This is a genomic window from Rhodovulum marinum, from assembly GCF_004343075.1.
Taxonomy (GTDB): Bacteria; Pseudomonadota; Alphaproteobacteria; order Rhodobacterales; family Rhodobacteraceae; genus Rhodovulum; species Rhodovulum marinum.
The window spans coordinates 110282-125294 of the sequence record NZ_SLXP01000010.1; the positions used below are offsets into that span (position 1 = coordinate 110282).

General features: G+C 66.3%; 15 protein-coding genes and 1 tRNA gene. 7 read left to right on the plus strand and 9 right to left on the minus strand.

Annotation, left to right across the window (positions count from 1 at the left end; translation table 11 throughout):
- Window positions 1-17: 17 nt before the first annotated feature.
- The 4 genes from EV662_RS14910 to EV662_RS14925 are packed head-to-tail and all read right to left on the minus strand — an operon-like array spanning window position 18 to window position 3607.
- Window positions 18-1472 carry an ArnT family glycosyltransferase gene (locus tag EV662_RS14910; protein WP_132464226.1) on the minus strand — a complete coding sequence of 485 codons (1455 nt, stop codon included), beginning with the start codon at window positions 1470-1472 and terminating at the stop codon, window positions 18-20.
- Window positions 1450-1758: a lipid-A-disaccharide synthase N-terminal domain-containing protein gene (locus EV662_RS14915; protein ID WP_132464229.1), complete on the minus strand. Its 309-nt coding sequence runs from the start codon at window positions 1756-1758 to the stop codon at window positions 1450-1452. The genes EV662_RS14910 and EV662_RS14915 overlap by 23 nt, the downstream gene beginning before the upstream one ends.
- Window positions 1748-2482 carry a glycosyltransferase family 2 protein gene (locus tag EV662_RS14920; RefSeq protein ID WP_207903624.1) on the minus strand — a complete coding sequence of 245 codons (735 nt, stop codon included), beginning with the start codon at window positions 2480-2482 and terminating at the stop codon, window positions 1748-1750. Before EV662_RS14920 ends, EV662_RS14915 begins: the two co-directional genes overlap by 11 nt.
- 48 nt (window positions 2483-2530) lie before the next feature.
- Window positions 2531-3607 carry a LacI family DNA-binding transcriptional regulator gene (locus EV662_RS14925; RefSeq protein WP_243695869.1) on the minus strand — a complete coding sequence of 359 codons (1077 nt, stop codon included), beginning with the start codon at window positions 3605-3607 and terminating at the stop codon, window positions 2531-2533.
- Window positions 3608-3721: 114 nt separating this feature from the next.
- On the opposite strand from EV662_RS14925, the gene EV662_RS14930 reads away from it, so the two are divergent.
- Window positions 3722-3798, plus strand: a tRNA-Arg gene (locus EV662_RS14930).
- A gap of 772 nt (window positions 3799-4570) precedes the next feature.
- Window positions 4571-5386, plus strand: coding sequence for a glycosyltransferase family protein (locus tag EV662_RS14935; RefSeq protein ID WP_132464235.1), 816 nt, complete (start codon window positions 4571-4573; stop codon window positions 5384-5386).
- Window positions 5387-5428: 42 nt separating this feature from the next.
- Here the strand turns inward: EV662_RS14935 and EV662_RS14940 are convergent, their stop codons facing one another.
- Both EV662_RS14940 and EV662_RS14945 read right to left on the minus strand, forming a co-directional pair.
- The gene (locus EV662_RS14940) at window positions 5429-6130 is read right to left on the minus strand and encodes a glycosyltransferase family 29 protein (protein ID WP_132464238.1); all 702 of its coding nucleotides are present in this window, start codon (window positions 6128-6130) and stop codon (window positions 5429-5431) included.
- Window positions 6118-7146 (minus strand): polysaccharide pyruvyl transferase family protein, encoded by a 1029-nt coding sequence (locus EV662_RS14945; protein WP_165915607.1) that lies wholly within the window; start codon window positions 7144-7146, stop codon window positions 6118-6120. The genes EV662_RS14940 and EV662_RS14945 overlap by 13 nt, the downstream gene beginning before the upstream one ends.
- A gap of 191 nt (window positions 7147-7337) precedes the next feature.
- On the opposite strand from EV662_RS14945, the gene EV662_RS14950 reads away from it, so the two are divergent.
- The gene (locus EV662_RS14950; RefSeq protein ID WP_132464244.1) at window positions 7338-8591 is read left to right on the plus strand and encodes a polysaccharide pyruvyl transferase family protein; all 1254 of its coding nucleotides are present in this window, start codon (window positions 7338-7340) and stop codon (window positions 8589-8591) included.
- Window positions 8592-8749: 158 nt separating this feature from the next.
- Here the strand turns inward: EV662_RS14950 and EV662_RS14955 are convergent, their stop codons facing one another.
- The 3 genes from EV662_RS14955 to EV662_RS14965 are packed head-to-tail and all read right to left on the minus strand — an operon-like array spanning window position 8750 to window position 11393.
- Window positions 8750-10327 carry a hypothetical protein gene (locus tag EV662_RS14955; RefSeq protein WP_132464247.1) on the minus strand — a complete coding sequence of 526 codons (1578 nt, stop codon included), beginning with the start codon at window positions 10325-10327 and terminating at the stop codon, window positions 8750-8752.
- 54 nt (window positions 10328-10381) lie between these two features.
- The gene (locus EV662_RS14960) at window positions 10382-11089 is read right to left on the minus strand and encodes a winged helix-turn-helix domain-containing protein (protein ID WP_132464250.1); all 708 of its coding nucleotides are present in this window, start codon (window positions 11087-11089) and stop codon (window positions 10382-10384) included.
- A gap of 10 nt (window positions 11090-11099) precedes the next feature.
- The gene (locus EV662_RS14965) at window positions 11100-11393 is read right to left on the minus strand and encodes a hypothetical protein (protein ID WP_132464253.1); all 294 of its coding nucleotides are present in this window, start codon (window positions 11391-11393) and stop codon (window positions 11100-11102) included.
- Between the two features lie 191 nt (window positions 11394-11584).
- Between EV662_RS14965 and EV662_RS14970 the strand changes: the two genes are divergently transcribed.
- The 4 genes from EV662_RS14970 (at window position 11585) to EV662_RS14985 (ending at window position 14831) form a co-directional block, all read left to right on the plus strand.
- A complete protein-coding gene (locus EV662_RS14970; RefSeq protein ID WP_132464256.1) occupies window positions 11585-12022 on the plus strand; it encodes a hypothetical protein in 438 nt (145 codons plus the stop codon).
- A 141-nt stretch (window positions 12023-12163) separates the two neighbouring features.
- Window positions 12164-12802, plus strand: a complete 639-nt coding sequence (locus EV662_RS14975; RefSeq protein WP_132464259.1) for a ribonuclease HII — start codon at window positions 12164-12166, stop codon at window positions 12800-12802.
- A 99-nt stretch (window positions 12803-12901) separates the two neighbouring features.
- Window positions 12902-14005, plus strand: a complete 1104-nt coding sequence (locus EV662_RS14980) for a site-specific DNA-methyltransferase (RefSeq protein ID WP_132464262.1) — start codon at window positions 12902-12904, stop codon at window positions 14003-14005.
- A 190-nt stretch (window positions 14006-14195) separates the two neighbouring features.
- Window positions 14196-14831: an NAD(P)-dependent oxidoreductase gene (locus tag EV662_RS14985; RefSeq protein ID WP_132464265.1), complete on the plus strand. Its 636-nt coding sequence runs from the start codon at window positions 14196-14198 to the stop codon at window positions 14829-14831.
- The last annotated feature ends 182 nt before the right edge of the window (window positions 14832-15013 follow it).

Below are 15013 nucleotides of genomic sequence, written 5' to 3' on the forward strand. Positions count from 1 at the left end.
GGGCGACCTGCCGCCCCTTACCGTTTCACCCGCCAGCAATCGGCGGGCACTTCGAAAACGCCGACCTGCGTGCCGCGATAGGCGCCGCTTTCCGGCGCGATCACCGCAAGGGGCACAGCGCCCGCATCGCAGGCCGGGGCACGGTTCCGCCCGACATACAGCACCGTCCCCTCCAGCCCCTCGGGCACCGGATAGTTCAGCGCATAGTGATGGGGTGCGCGGCCCACGGGCGGCACCGCCAGAAAGGCCAGCCCCGACTCGCGGCCGGTATAGAACAGGTCGGCCAGGATATCGCGGTCATCGGCCACCACGACCGCGTGGCCGGTCTCGCGGGCCAGGGCGATGATCTGGCCGCTCATCTCGTCCAGGCCCAGATACCGCTCCAGCAGGGGCCGACCGCCGGGCGCGGCCTGTTCCGCGAACACGCCCAGGACCGGCAGCGCCAGGCTCGCCGCACCGTTCACCGCAAAGGACGCCGCCCGCCAGCCCGGGCGCAGCCAGGGCAGCACCGCCAGCGCGCCCGCCAGGTAGGCCGCCGCCGCCCAGTTGGCATAGGCCCCCGACAGCAGCGCCTGCCCCGACACGATCAAGACGATCGGCAGCGAAAAGACCAGCATCACCCGCGCCATGTCGCAGGCCCGCGCCCCCCGCAGCGCCCGCCAAAGCAGCGCACCGAACAGCACCGGCCCGAAAACCGCGAACTGGCTGGCCAGGAATTCCGCAAGCCCGCCCAGGTTCAGCCCCGCGCGGCTGCCCGGGTCGCGCACCCAATCGGCATTGTCCAGCGTGTGCTGCAGCGTGGTTAGCCCGTTCAGCAGGTTCCAGACCACGTTGGGTGAAATCGTCAACGCGAAAACCCCCACCACCGTCAACGCCGCGCGTAACCGGGGCCGCGCCGCGCGGATCAGCAACGCGGCCAGCGGCGCACACAGCAGGTAATAGACCGCGGCGTATTTCGACAGGAAGGCCAGGCCCAGCGCGAGGCCCGTGCCAATCGCCCAGCCCCGCCCGCCACCGCGCAGCACCTTGATCCAGCCGCCCAGGGCCAGCGCGAGGAAGGGAAACATGACCGTATCGGTCGAAACCAGGATCGAGCCCACCGCCACCATCGGCAACGTCACGTAACCCAGCGCCACCCAGAACGCCGCGCGCGCGCCCCACAGGCCATGCGCGATCCAGCCCAGCACCAGCGCCGTCACCCCATGGAACAGCGGCGCGGGCAGCCGCACCCAGAACGGCGCATCGCTGCCGGCCAGCTCGGTCGCCGCGCGGATCACCCAGCCGATCATCGGCGGCTTGGAGTAGTAGCCCAGCGCCAGTTCCTGCCCCCACAGCCAGTACTGCGCCTCGTCCACGAACAGGTCCATGCGGTTGAACCACAACAACGCCACGCGCGCCGAGGTGATCGCGATAACCGCGGCCAGCGTGGCGATCAGCCAGCCCGCGCGCTCAGGCGCTGCGCCGCTTGGCATGGATCAACCAGAGGTTCCGGGAATAGATGAACAGGCCCATCGACTGGCCCAGGATGAAGACCGGGTCCTTGCGATAGACCGCATAGGCGAACAGGATCGCCCCGCCGGCGAGCGAGAAATACCAGAACGCCAGCGGCACCACCGAATCCCGCGCCCGTTCCGAGGCGATCCACTGCACCAGGAACCGCGCGGTGAACATCAGCTGCCCGCCAAGGCCGATCATCACCCACCAGAACTCGACCCAGTTGGCGACATGCAGCCAGGCGAACAGGGTCTCAATCGACATGCGCCGGTTCCTCGGTCGCCCGCGCCTTCTTGCGCCGCTTGATCAGCCAGGCCACGCCCACCAGGTCGTGCAGGCCCACCAGCGCACGCTGCAGGTTGTTGTATTTCGAAGTGCCGGCATGGCGCCCGCGATGGGCGACATCGACCAGCGCGACCTCCCAGCCGTCGCGCTTGAACAGCGCGGGCAGATAGCGGTGCATATGGTCGAAATAGGGCAGTTGCAGGAAGGCATCGCGCCGGAACCCCTTCAGCCCGCAGCCGGTGTCGCGCGTGCCGTCGTGCAGAATGCGCGCCCGCAGCCCGTTGGCAAAGCGCGAGGCCCAGCGCTTCGAGGCGGTATCCTGCCGCCCCACACGCTGCCCGGCCACCAGGGCCAGCCGCCCGGTCGTGTCGGCCAGCAGCGGCGCCCACAGTTTCGGCAGTTCCGCCGGCGGGTTCTGCCCGTCACCGTCCAGCGTACAGACGACCGGCGCGCGGGCGACCGTCACGCCGCTGTGAACGGCGGCGCTTTGCCCGCCCGAGGCCGGGTGGCGCAACAGGCGCAGCGACGGGTCGCCCGCCATTCGCGCGCGCACCGTTTCGGCTGTGGCATCGGTCGACCCGTCGTCGACCACGATCACCTCGTGGCTGTCCAGCTTGGCGCAGGCTTCGGCGATCTCGTCGAGCAGGAACGTGACGTTCTCCGCTTCGTTCTTCATGGGGATCACGATCGAAACGGCGGGCATGGGGGGCCTCATCGATAGCCGCCGGGGCGGGACGTGCGGTGGGCGGGGTTAAACATGATCGTCCCGACCTTGTCCACCGCCCACCGGACCCGCCGCGCGCAGGGTGTCGCCCGGGTCGATCCGGGGACTCAGCGCGACGCGTTCTCCCGCACCCGGCAGGCCACGCTCGACGCAATCGGCGATGATCCGCGCCGCGCGGCGGCCGATCTCGCGGCGCTGGATGTCCATCGTGGCGGGCCTCAGCGGCAGCCCGTCCAGGAGTTCGATCCCGTTGAACCCCGCCAGCCCCATCTTGCCCGGCACGTCCAGCCCCTTTTCCAGGCAATACAACAGACCGCCCGACGCGATCATGTCGTTGGAGTAGTACAGGAAATCCAGGTCCGGGCTGCGGTCCAGCAGGGCGCGCGTCATCTCGCGCCCGACCTTCAACGCGGACCCCCCAGAATAGAATTCGTGGGCGGCGACCTCGATGCCCGCCCGCGCCAACGCGCCGGTGAACCCCTCGAAGCGTTTCCGCGCGCGGTGGTCCATCGGCATCTTGGTGCCCAGGAACCCGATCCGCCGATAGCCCGCCGCCGCGATCGCGCGCGCCATCTCGGCGCCCGCGCGGCGGTGCGAGATACCCACCACCGAATCCACCGGCTCGCCGTCCAGGTCCATGATCTCGACCACCGGGATGCCCGCGGCCTTGAGCATCGCGCGCGAGGCATCCGAATGCTCCAGCCCCGTCACGATCAGCCCCGAGGGCCGCCAGGACAGCATCTCGAACACCACCTTTTCCTCGTGCGGCGGGTCATAGCGCGACAGCCCGAACACCGGCTGCAGCGGCGTGTCCTCCAGCACCTCGTTGATGCCCGACAGCACCTCGGGAAAGACCATGTTCGACAGCGACGGAATGATGACGCCGACCAGGTTCACCCGCTGGCTGGCCAGCCCGCCCGCGATTCGATTCGGCACGTAACCCAGCCGTTTCGCCGCCTCCAGCACGCGGGCGCGGGTCTTGGCCGACACGTCGCCGCTGTCGCGCAGCACACGGCTGACCGTCATCTCGCTGACGCCCGAGGCCTCGGACACGTCGCGCAGCGTCAGCGGACGGCGCGGGCGGGGCGGGTCGGAGATGGTCACGGGCGCGCATGCTCCTGTCGGGGCGGATCGGCCTAGTTAAACGCCGACCGTGGAAAAGTCCAAGCGCATGCGGGCTTGCAAGCGCGCGGCTTTCCGGGGACAAAGACGCCGCGCGGCCCCGTGGCTCAACAGGATAGAGCAATCCCCTCCTAAGGGATAGGTTGCAGGTTCGAGTCCTGCCGGGGCCGCCAACCGAAGCGGACGCTTGCCCGATGCATGTCCTCCCGGGCGTCGTCATCGGCCAGCGCCTGCACTTCCGACCGTCTCGCCCCCATCGCGCTGCACATCGCCGTCGAAACGACGAACTGCGGAATTGTCGCGAGAAGGGGCGCATATCGTTTCGCGTCGAAGGTTCTGCAGACGAGTGGCCGGTCGTCTTCCACGGCAATTGCCCCCGCCCTCCGGCAGGATCGGCACCAGCCCGGGTGCCGCCACCGATCTTGCGCGCGGCGGCAAGGGCGGGATGCAGACGCCGCTCCGGTTGAGGTTGCCCAAGGACGACCTCGCCCGCCGGGGACAGGCCCGATGTCAAGGACCCGCCCACGCAGCAGGTCGCGGAACGGACCGAAGGCCGGGTCGTCGCCATCGTCCCAGCGGGCGCCGAGGCGCCGCGGTTCCATCCCGAGAGGGCAGCAGAAGGTCGTCGCAGCCCGGAGCGACGGACCGGCCAGCCAGGTGTCGTCATGGCCGTCATCCGTGATGATCGCCGGCGAAATCGACACTTGATCTCACCTTGGCAAAGCTGCACCCTCTGGCCGGCTATCCGCACCCTTTTTCGATGAAACGCGATCGCAGGAACGACGGCGAGCTGCAGTTTAACGCGGGAACGCGGCTGTTATTGCAGGGGACTAGAAAGTCTTGACGTGGCCTCTCCGCCTGTGCCTGCCCTGTCCGGATCCGCGACCGGGCAAGATCTGGGGGGACTGGTATTTTGGCCAGTCGCTTGCGAAAGCGTTGACCGCAATGGGCCTGACCGTGGAAATCGCCACGGCCAAACGCCGAACGGGCGGGGTCGTGCGCCGTGTGGTGCCGCAACGGCTGTTCTGGCGGAAAGAAATCGATCTGGTGCTTCGGGGCTCAAAACCGTGGAGGCGCCTGGGGAACCGCCCTCTTTTCATATGGCTCATTTCTCAGCCCGACAAACTGACAGACCAGGAGATCGAAGAAGCAGAACACATCTTCGTCGCCTCTGAACCCTATGCGCAAAAGCTCAAGGCCCGCGGCGCTTCAGTGTCATGGCTTCCGCAATGCACCGATGCTTCGCTCTTCTCCCCCGACCGCTTCGATGCTGCGCGGAAGGCAGAAGTGCTTTTCGTCGGCAACCGGAGGAAAGACTTCGAACGGCCGGTCGTGGAATTGGCCCTGAAGACGGGGCATTCCTTGTGCGTCTGGGGGCGAAACTGGGAGGGTCGGCTTCCTGACGGGGTCTTTTGCGGCAGGGAACTCCCATATTCGGTTCTGGGCGCGCATTACGCATCCGCGCGCGTTGTCCTGAACGACCACCATCCATCCATGCTTGCCCATGGATTCGTTTCCAATCGTCTGTACGATGTTCTGGCCTGCGGACGGCCCGTCTTGAACGAGGACATGCCCGGCATTCCCGAAGACCTGCGGGACGCCGTTTTCCGGTACACACCCGACACTTTCGCGCGTCGGCTTGAGCAGGCGTTGGATTTCTGTCGGCAAGAGCGAAACGCATTATCCGAGCATGTAAGGCACAACCACAGCTTCGATAATCGGGCCCGGGAAATCGCCAGGGTCATCGGGAAAATCCGCTGACGCCGCGCACGCCCCTCGGTTCGCCAGAAAACAGGCCGCGCCTTACCTTACCCTGCCAAACCACGAGCGCTTTCCGTATTCGCGAACCCTGCGGCCGACGGTTCGTCCACTCGACTGGAAAATCTGCCGGATTTCCGGCGTGATCGTCACCGGGAACCCGAAAGAGTTCAGGATGTCGGCGAAGATGCCCGCCTCTGTTGCCGGAGTATGGGCCTTCACCCCCGACGGCGTGACAGAACTCCAGTAGTGAAAATCCGTTCCCGGCGAGAACATCGTAAAGCCGGTGACCGACATGGCCGCAGGCTTAAGCAGCTTGGCCATCAGAACAAGGCCATAGGTTCCGGTCGTGAGAGAGATTTTCCGCCTGTCGCCGCAGTCGATCTGAATATCGGGCGCGTAGGAAAAGAGCACCGGATAGTCTCCAATCCAGCGTTCGAAATCGGCCTTCACGCCCCGCCGGGTCATCGGGGTGATGACGACCACCATCCGCGGTGACACCGCGTCTCCGACACGCCGATCGGGTCGCGTCTCCGCGTAGGGGTTGCAGACGAGGATCTCGGTGCGTGCACCGACATCCTTCTCGTACCCGGTCACACGGCAATCGTTGAATCTGACCACGATATCATGGGAATCGATCCACGCGCCCAGACCACTCCCTTCGAGGGTCGGCGCATTGCCGATCACCGCCACCTTTTTTCCGTCCGCGAACTCCGCGACGAAATCGAAAGGCGTTACGATATCCATGACGTCACCCTTTCCGGGAGTTCCCTGGACTTCTCGACCAGCCTCGAAAACCCGTATTCCGAGGCTTCGCCAAGTGGAATTCGTTCCGCGTAGGCGCTATCGATCGCAGCCTTCAGGTTCTTCGGGGAGGAGACGACCGAAACCGGATAGTCAGCCATCTGCAAGGTCGCTTCTATCTTCCAAGTGTTCGATGGCAGCGGCACGATCGGGACGCCGCAGAACATGGAAAAGATATTGACGTGATGGCGCCCAGAGATCACCAGGGCGGACTTGGCGATTTCTTCCATGAGATCTTCGAGGCCAATCTCGCCGGCATGAAGAACCGCCAAATTCATCCTTGGCGCAAGGCGCGACACCATCTCTGTCTCTTGGCCGTCTCCGATCGACAGATAGGTTGGATCGAAGCCGCATTTTCGAACCACGTTGATCGTCTCGCGCACCGTTTTCTCATTCGCGAGCACCCCATGCGAGACGATGCATCGCCGACCCTCCATCGCGGCCCGGGCGCGCTGTGGCGGCGACATTGCACGCAATGCGAAAACGGCGATGTCTGGAGAGGTGAAAGCGCTTGCCAAAAAGGGGGAAACCTCACGAAGGGAATGGTCTTCACGAAGCTGACACAGGCCGATGCCCGGCATCACCCTTCGCATGAGCGAGCGGTCCATCCCCTGGATCGTCGCATTCATGAGGGCGACCGGCAACCCGGCCTCCTTCGCTATGTCTATCATCGCGGCCAGGGCCAGCGCACGCGGCAGATTGTGATGAATGGATCCCTCGGCATTCACGACCAGCCCTTCGACCTCGCGCAGCTGCGCGGCGAACCACGTCTCGCGGGCGCTGAGTGCGTCGCGTATCGCACGCCACCGGTCGAAATCCAGACGGGCTGGCTGGTCGCTGCCGCGGGGATAGGCGCCTCTCTCCTTGATCAGATAGTCCCGCGACGAGGGAGCGAGTTCCTTGAAATGTTCTGCCCAGAGACCGAGCGGAAGCGTGATCTTGCGATCAAGTCCGGTCATCGCACAAAGGTCTTCGTAGCCCCGACTGACCGCTCGGCATCCAGGATTCGAGGTATGGCCTGTTTCGTTCGCAAGCATTATTGTCGGTTGCGCTCGCATCGCGTCCCCATCACTGCCAAAGAACCTTACAGAAGCCACTGTATCTCCCGCTTTGCCAGCATAAATCGCTCAGCCTTCGAGAATTCTGACACATGGCCTACCTTGCGCACACCGGCACGTTTGATGTCGAGAACTACGGGGATCTGCTGTTCCCGCTCCTGCTCGCGAAACGACTGCCCGGATACGAGGTTCGCCCGGTCAGCCCCTGCGGCGGAAACCCGGTCTGGTCGGATTGCGTGTCCTCCGCACCACTCGAGGGCCTTCTTGGCTCCAAATGTCGCGGGATTATCGTGGGCGGGGGAAACATCATCCATCCCAACCCCTCGTCGCTGGCAAGATACCGGAAGTGCGGCGCCGATATTCGTGGCTACGCCGACCTGTGGATCGGTGCGGCGCTTGCGGCAGGAAAGGACGTGCCCGTGCTCTGGAATGCCTGCGGCGTACCCAGACCCATCGGGACAGAATTCGCCGAAATTGCGCGTGAGGCGCTTCTGCGTACCGACTATCTAAGCGTGCGCGATGAGCTAAGCCGAAAATACCTGCAGAACATTTGCCCCGATCTCGAGATCGCCGTCGTGCCGGACTCCGCCTGGGATTTGCCCTCGCTCTGGACCGCGGATGAACTTGACAGCACGTTCGCCGCCCTGACGGGCGGAACGCCGGGGGATTGCGGGCGGCATGTCGCGATCCACCTCAACCGGCGCTATACGAAAGACGTGGGGGATATCGCGCTTGGGGCCATAATCGACGGGTTGTGCGACGCGCTCGACGCACGGCCCATTCTTGTGGCCATCGGCCCATGCCACGAGGACGATGTTTTCGCCCGGGCCATCACGCCATACCTGTCGCGTGAACCAATCATCTTGGACCGGCCGCAGAGCCTCAGGCAGGTTTGCGCGGCGATTTCCCGCTCGGATTTCTATGTCGGTTCGTCGATGCATGGCTACATAACGGCTGCCGCCTTTGGCGTGCCGGCAGTCGTGGTGGCAAGAAAGATGATCAAGTTCAGCGGCGCCGTGCATCGCGCGGGCGCCCCCGAAACGCTGGTCCGAAGCTGGAAAAAGGTCCCGGGGGCAGTCCGCCGGATCGACCGCGACGCCCTGTCTGCGACGTTTTTGCAAAGCCAGAAGGCAGCATCCGCCGAGCTGACAGCGCACTGGTCTGCCATCGCGTCACAAATCGACCGCGGCTCGCAAATGGAAGCAACCCTGTGGGACCCATCGGCCCTTCACGCGTATCGTGCACGCTTTCAGGATATCTGCACCCGCCAGAAAACAGCGGGGAAATTGCCAACGCGCAAACGAATAGGACAAGGTTTGAAAGGCCTCTTCGGCGTGAAATACTAGCTGGGATGAATTGGTTTAAGATTTTGAACAGGCATGGGAAACCCGCTCCGCGGTGAAGTGCGCCCGCCCGGGCGGACCAGATCGGGTAAGCTGAATTGAAAGGGAGCGATCTTTCAGAGGGGCTCTGGTGATGTGACCGCCCGCGACGGTATGCGGCATCACTCCACGACGTGGCGCAGCACCGGCTGCGCGGGGTCGGTGCGGTCGATTCGGTAGGCCGGCGGCGCATCGCTGTCCGGGGCCGCCGCGCCATTTGGCGGGACCGCAAGGCTCCGGCCATCGCTCAGGGTCCGGTCCCATCCCGCCAGGGCGCCCGATGCGTCATGGCGCGCCCGGTCGGCCCACGGCGCCGACCAGAACAGCACGGGATCGTAATAGGCGCCTCGCGCCCGGGCATCGTAATCGACCGAGACAAGACGCATTTCGCCGGCGATCTCGGCATAGCGCCGCTTCTGGTGGGCCGGAAAGCTGACCGAGACAAAGGCCGGCGCACTGTCCTGCACGCCATTCTCCGCGAAAACGCCGATGTCCACGCGCGAGCTTACCCGCCGGTCATAGTCCTCGCCGCCCTCGGGTGCGGGGGTCTCGAAGGGGTCGTGCCAGGCGACGGTGATGCGCGCGGTCCGGCCGTCCGGCGCAATGGGCTCGATCCGCACCCGCGCGGGATCGCCCCGCAGCAGGCGCCACTCGAACCGCAGCGGGCGCCCGTTCGGATCCTGGGTTTGCCCGGCACTCACGACCATCTCGCGCTGCCACTCGAACCCGCGCCAGATGCGTGCGATCGCCGACGGCGTATCGAACAGCCGCTCGTCCAGCCCGGCCAGCCCCGCCTGCGGGCGAAACCCCTCCTCCATGACCCGCAGCCGCACCATGGGCGGGATCGCATCGGCCGCAAGGTCGGCCGCCTGCGCCACCATGCGCCCGATCCGAACCTGCGTGGGGTTGAACACGGTCGGGTGCGCCTGCCCGGTCAGGTAGTCCTCGCGCGACGACACCGTGGCCAGGTTGCGCCGCAGGATCATCTGCACCGTCGGCGCGACAAGCCCCTTGTCGCGCATCGCGGCAAAGGTATCGGCGGGAAAGGCCGCCAACGTCATCGCGATGGCGATCAGCAACCGGCGATCCGACCCGGACGACCCCTGGCTGGTCAGCGTGTAAGGCCAGTTCGCGGGGAAAAGGTCCTCGGCATCGTGGTCGCGGTGTTCGGGATAGACATAGATGGCGTTGCGCTCGTACAGGCGCGCCGAAAGTGCCTGGCCCAGCGCGCTGGTCATCGCAAGCCGGCTTTGGCTGCGCGGCACCGGGCCACTGGTGATCGCGGTCGAGGAATTGCCGAACACCACACCCGGCAACAGGATCCGCCCCGCCAACCCGTAATCCAGGCCCTCCGCCACCAGGTCGGGACCATAGGCCAGGCGGGCGAGCCGCGGAAACAGGTCGGGCGCCAGTGTCGAATGCCCCCGGTCACGATTGTCGTAAAGGATGCCAGCAAAGCCGTTGATGTCGGACCGACCCGCCAGGTGACGCAAAAGGCGCGCACCATCCGCGGTATTGCCGGCCCCGACGATGGGCAGCGACCGGTCCTCCTCGGGTGGCGCGATACCCGAAGCGGCCCACAGCGAGGGCCCGACGGGCACCAGCGCATCCCGGGTCAGCCGCACCTCGTCCGCCACCGCGACCGCGGGAAGCAGAAGGAACGGGATCACCCCAAGGAACAGTCTGGCAATGCGGCGCATGGGCCGATCTTGGTGCGCCCGGGCGCCCGCGTCCAGCCCCGCAACACCGAACCGTCAGGTCATCCGGATCACGTCCTTGTCGATGGCCAGCATATAGCCTCGCCGCGCGACGTTCTTGATCAACAGTTCGCTGACCATCTGGTTGCCCAGCGCGTCGCGCAGCCGCTTGATCCGGGTGGCGCCCGCGGCCTCGTCGCAGTCTTCGGCGCGGCGGCCCGAGATCACCGCCTCGATCTCGGCGCCCGACAGCATGTCGTCATCCATCCGCGCCTCGGCCAGCACCGACAGCGTCTCGATCGCGGCCCCCGTCAGCTTGAACGCCATACCGTTCAGGATCACCGTGTTCTCGGCGCGGTTCACCGTCAGCGACGAGACACGAATCCCCGCCCGCTCGATCTCGGACATGCGCCGGTTCAGGGTGATGATCGTCACCAGGAACACCAGCGCCGCGATCAGCAGCGCCGCGGAAAACACCAGCAGCACGAAAATCACCATACGGTACGAGGCCAGAACATCGGAAAACGCCGTGCCCGATTGCGCAAGGATCTCCAGCAACTTGATCTCGGCCCCCGAGGTCAGGTCGTCGTTCTGGATAAAGATGCGTTCCACCCGCGCGTTGAAGGCGTTGGCGTCGGGCAGGTTCACGAACAACAGAACCGCCGCGCCCAACAGGATCGCGACGATGGCCACCATCCCCGCGACGACGACGCGGCCGGCCTGCAGCGGGCGCGCGGGCGTGGCGGGATCGCGGGCCGGGGCCATCCGCCGGGCCTCAGTAGCGCAGGAAATAGGGTCCGGCGCTGGCCTTCCGCTCGGCCAGACCGTCGGCGCCGAAGATCGACATGACGTTCAGCAACTGCCAGCCGTCGCGCGCGATGCGCCGGTCGATCTCGCGCCCCGCGTCGCCGCGGCTGCCGCAGGCCGCGGCGGGCAGTTCGATCACGCCGTAATGCAGCCGCAGCGGGTTGTCCTGCTTGGCCTTGTAATCGGCATAGCACTGGGCCTGGGCGGCCCCGGCAAGCGCGGCGACGGCAAGTACCGCCGCAAGGAAAAGACGCGGTTTCATGGGGCGAGCATGTGCCACGGCGCGCGGCTATTCAATAACAAGCGTCACCCAAAGACCCGATGCGCGGCCGGTTATCCGATAGCAAGACGGCGATATTGCCTGTCAGACCGGCCTGCCCGGATCGTGATCCCATCGCTTCGACCGGGTGGACAGGTGCCGCCCGCCACCCCGATCACGAAAGGACCGACGACATGACCCTGACACGCACCCTTATCGCGCCGATTCTCGCCGCCGCCATCGCGCTGACGCCGATGACCGCCACGCCCGCCCGCGCCGATGATGACATCGCCAAGGCCCTGCTTGGGGCGCTCGTGCTGTATGGCATCGCCGAGAGCATCGACACCGACAAGCGTGACAACGACCGCCGGGCGGATCGCGGGCGCGACGACCGGCAGGGCTGGCAAGGCGCCGCGCGCAGCCGGGCGATCCCGGCCCAGTGCGTGCGCACCGTCGAAACCCGCGAGGGGCCGCGGCGGGTTGCGGTCGAACGCTGCCTGCGCCGCGAGGGCGTCCATCGGCTGCCCGACCGGTGCGAAATGCCGCTGCGCGGCCGCAATGGCGGGCGCGACGCCTATTCCCTGCGCTGCCTTGAACGCGCGGGCTTCCGGGTCGAGGGCTGGCGCCGCTGACCGGCGCCGGCGAGCAGTGGGCGGGGCGCACCGGCAAACGGGTGCCCCGTCCGGGGGCGGGGGGATTGGTTTGCGTTCTGTGCCCTCCGCCCCCACCCTTTCCGCTTGTGAGGCGGGCCGAATGCGGGTTTCTCTGGCCCCATGCCGAACCAGCCCCCCGATTTCACCCTGGAAACCGAGGCCCGCGCCGCGGGTGCCCGCGTGATCGTCGGTGTCGACGAGGTCGGGCGCGGGCCGCTGGCCGGGCCCGTGACGGCGGCCGCCGTGCGTCTCGACCCCGCCGCGATCCCACCCGGCCTGGCCGACTCCAAGCGTCTGACCGCGGCCCGTCGCGCGGCGCTGGCCGAGGCGTTGATCGCCGGGGCCGAGGTCTCGGTCGCCCATGCCAGCGTCGCCGAGATCGACGAGTTCAACATCCTGCGCGCCAGCCACCTGGCCATGTGCCGGGCCATCGCGGGGCTGCCCACGCCCCCCGACCTGGCGCTGATCGACGGCAACATGCTGCCCCGCGACCTGCCCTGCCCGGGCCGCGCCGTGGTCAAGGGCGATGCGCGCTGTTTGTCGATCGCGGCGGCCTCGATCGTGGCCAAGGTGGCCCGCGATGCGATCATGGTGGAACTTGCGCAACAGTTTCCCGGCTACGGCTGGGACCGGAACGCGGGCTATGGCACCAAAGCGCATCTGGCCGCGCTTCGAGATATTGGGGTCAGCCCACATCATAGACGTTCGTTCCGCCCGGTGCACAATATCTTGTATCAAGAGAAAACAGTAAGTGACTGATTCAAAAAAGAAATTGACGCCGAATCGGCTTTGACTCAGATTAACTGCGTCAAGAACGACGTCCGAAAACGGGCGCGGCATCGAGAGGCAGTGAGACAGATGACCAAGGCGAAAGGGGCGAATGCGCTCCCGCTCAACACGATATTGCCCGGCGATTGCATCGAGGTGATGAACGGCCTTCCCGAGGCCAGCGTCGACCTGATCTTCGCCGACCCGCCCTATAACCTGCAGCTCAAGGGCGAGTTGCACCGCCCCGACAATTCCAAGGTCGACGCGGTCGATGACGACTGGGACCAGTTCGACACCTTCGCCGCCTATGACCGGTTCACCCGCGACTGGCTGAAAGCGGCGCGCCGGGTGCTGAAACCCAATGGCGCGATCTGGGTGATCGGCAGCTATCACAACATCTTCCGGCTGGGCGCCGAGTTGCAGAACCAGGGCTACTGGCTCTTGAACGACGTGGTCTGGCGCAAGTCGAACCCGATGCCGAATTTCCGCGGCAAGCGGCTGACCAATGCCCATGAAACGCTGATCTGGGCCTCGCGGTCAGAGGGGGCGAAATACACCTTCAACTACGAGGCGCTGAAATCGCTGAACGAGGGCGTGCAGATGCGCAGCGACTGGGTGCTGCCGATCTGCACCGGGCATGAACGGCTGAAGGACGAGAACGGCGACAAGGCGCACCCGACGCAGAAACCCGAAAGCCTGCTGCACAGGGTGCTGGTCGCCACGACGAACCCCGGCGACGTGGTGCTGGACCCGTTCTTCGGCACCGGCACGACCGGGGCGGTGGCCAAGATGCTGGGCCGCGACTTCATCGGGATCGAGCGCGAGGAAAGCTATCGCAAGGTCGCCGAGAAACGGCTGTCGCGCGTGCGCAAGTACGACCGCGATGCGCTGATGGTGTCGGCCTCGAAACGCGCCGAGCCGCGGGTGCCCTTCGGCCAGCTGGTCGAACGCGGCATGCTGCGCCCGGGCGAGGTGCTGGTCTCGCCCCGCGGCAAGACCGCCAAGGTGCGCGCCGACGGAACGCTGGTGGGCGACGCGATGACCGGCTCGATCCACCAGGTGGGCGCCGCGCTGGAGGGCGCGCCGTCCTGCAACGGCTGGACCTACTGGCATTTCAAGCGTGACGGCAAGACCGTGCCCATCGACCTCCTGCGCCAGCAGGTCCGCGCCGAGATGGCCGAGCGCCCGAACTAGGTTTCGACCCTTACCGCCTGTGCCCGCGGTTCCCCAGCCGCGGCGCACACCTTGCCCCGCCATCCCCATGGCGGGGCTTTTTTGGTTGCCGCGCCGCCCCGTCGCGCACAACGGCAAGGCGGTGTTTCGCGCCGCGCCCTCGGAATCCGGGAAACCGGCCCTATCTTTGGCGCAACCAAGGAGGTGAGACATGCGACTTCTGGTGATCGGGGCAAGCAAGGGGATCGGCCTTGAGACCGTGCGTTACGCGCTGGAGCGGGGCCACGAGGTGCGCGCCTTCGCGCGCGGCGCCGAGGGGATCGCGATCGAGGACCCCAAGCTGGAAAAGGTGGCGGGCGACGCGCTGAACGCCGAGGATATCGCCGGCGCGCTAAAGGGTGTCGACGCGGTGATCATGGCCTTGGGCGTGCCCAAGACGATGAAGGGCCTGGGTCCCACGACGCTGTTCTCCGACGCGACCCGGGTGCTGTTGCCGGCGATGGCCGCGGCCGGGGTCAAGCGGCTGCTGGTGGTCACGGGATTCGGTGCGGGCGACAGCAAGGTCAAGATGAGCACGGTGGAGAAGATCCCGTTCAAGACGCTGCTCGGCCGGGCCTATGCGGACAAGGACGTGCAAGAGGCGTTGATCAAGGCCTCGGACCTCGACTGGACCATCGCGCGGCCCGGCATCCTGATGGACCGCCCGGCAAGCCATGCCTACGAGGTTCGGGTCACGCCGGAAGAGTGGCGCAACGGCCTGATCTCGCGCGGGGATGTCGCGCATTTCCTGGTGACCGCCGCCGAGGACGGGCGTTACGTGGGCGAGGCACCGGTGCTGATCCGCTAGCGATCCGGTTTCGGCTTGCCTGCGGCAAGCCGACCGGGGGGGGGGGGGGGGGGGGGGGGGGGGGGCGGCGGCGGGGCGGGGGGGGGGGGGGGGGGGGGGGGAGGAAAAATAAATGATGAGGAGAGAAGGAAAGAAAACGCAGGAACCAGAAGTGAACCAGAAAGGCGACGGACTCCTAGCAC

Excerpts from the sequence above, each read along its gene's own strand:
- EV662_RS14910 (WP_132464226.1), bottom strand. The coding sequence starts at position 1,472 with ATGCCAAGCGGCGCAGCGCCTGAGCGCGCGGGCTGGCTGATCGCCACG.
- EV662_RS14915 (WP_132464229.1), bottom strand. The coding sequence starts at position 1,758 with ATGTCGATTGAGACCCTGTTCGCCTGGCTGCATGTCGCCAACTGGGTC.
- EV662_RS14920 (WP_207903624.1), bottom strand. The coding sequence starts at position 2,482 with ATGCCCGCCGTTTCGATCGTGATCCCCATGAAGAACGAAGCGGAGAAC.
- EV662_RS14935 (WP_132464235.1), top strand. The coding sequence starts at position 4,571 with ATGGGCCTGACCGTGGAAATCGCCACGGCCAAACGCCGAACGGGCGGG.
- EV662_RS14940 (WP_132464238.1), bottom strand. The coding sequence starts at position 6,130 with ATGGATATCGTAACGCCTTTCGATTTCGTCGCGGAGTTCGCGGACGGA.
- EV662_RS14945 (WP_165915607.1), bottom strand. The coding sequence starts at position 7,146 with ATGACCGGACTTGATCGCAAGATCACGCTTCCGCTCGGTCTCTGGGCA.
- EV662_RS14950 (WP_132464244.1), top strand. The coding sequence starts at position 7,338 with ATGGCCTACCTTGCGCACACCGGCACGTTTGATGTCGAGAACTACGGG.
- EV662_RS14955 (WP_132464247.1), bottom strand. The coding sequence starts at position 10,327 with ATGCGCCGCATTGCCAGACTGTTCCTTGGGGTGATCCCGTTCCTTCTG.
- EV662_RS14960 (WP_132464250.1), bottom strand. The coding sequence starts at position 11,089 with ATGGCCCCGGCCCGCGATCCCGCCACGCCCGCGCGCCCGCTGCAGGCC.
- EV662_RS14965 (WP_132464253.1), bottom strand. The coding sequence starts at position 11,393 with ATGAAACCGCGTCTTTTCCTTGCGGCGGTACTTGCCGTCGCCGCGCTT.
- EV662_RS14970 (WP_132464256.1), top strand. The coding sequence starts at position 11,585 with ATGACCCTGACACGCACCCTTATCGCGCCGATTCTCGCCGCCGCCATC.
- EV662_RS14975 (WP_132464259.1), top strand. The coding sequence starts at position 12,164 with ATGCCGAACCAGCCCCCCGATTTCACCCTGGAAACCGAGGCCCGCGCC.
- EV662_RS14980 (WP_132464262.1), top strand. The coding sequence starts at position 12,902 with ATGACCAAGGCGAAAGGGGCGAATGCGCTCCCGCTCAACACGATATTG.
- EV662_RS14985 (WP_132464265.1), top strand. The coding sequence starts at position 14,196 with ATGCGACTTCTGGTGATCGGGGCAAGCAAGGGGATCGGCCTTGAGACC.